This is a genomic window from Arthrobacter sp. Hb9-2 (assembly GCF_059091165.1).
In genome coordinates, this window is sequence record NZ_JBNHGJ010000103.1 from 1 (window position 1) to 415 (window position 415).

Genomic DNA, 415 nt, shown 5'->3' on the forward strand with positions numbered 1-415 from the left:
GGCCGGGCATGGCCACACCCTGGTGCGCCTTGGCCTGCTCCACCAGCGCCTCCACCGTGGCCAGCACGCCGCGGGCAATGATCCGGGCATGGTCGCGCAGGAACATCCGGCCCAGCGTGGCAACCTGGTCGTTGCGGGACCGGCCCGCGCGGAGCTTGCCGCCGAGCTGGGTTCCGGCGCGCTCAATCAGGCCCCGCTCCAGCGAGCCGTGCACGTCCTCGTCGGACTCCGCAGGCAGGTAGGCGCCGGAGGCGACGTCCTCATCAAGCTGCGTGAGGGCAGCCAGCATGCCGTCCAGTTCGGCGTCGTCCAGCAGCCCGGCCTTGTGCAGCACCCGGGCGTGCGCCTTGGACCCGGCGATGTCGTAGCGGGCCAGCCGCCAGTCAAAGTGCGTGGACTTGCTCAGCGCCGCCAG

Annotated in this window: 1 protein-coding gene; it reads right to left on the reverse strand. The window is 72.0% G+C overall.

Annotated elements, in window-relative coordinates; genetic code table 11:
* The coding region (locus tag AC5RV1_RS21395; protein WP_493995960.1) for a lyase family protein at nucleotides 1-415 on the reverse strand (415 nt) is incomplete at both ends.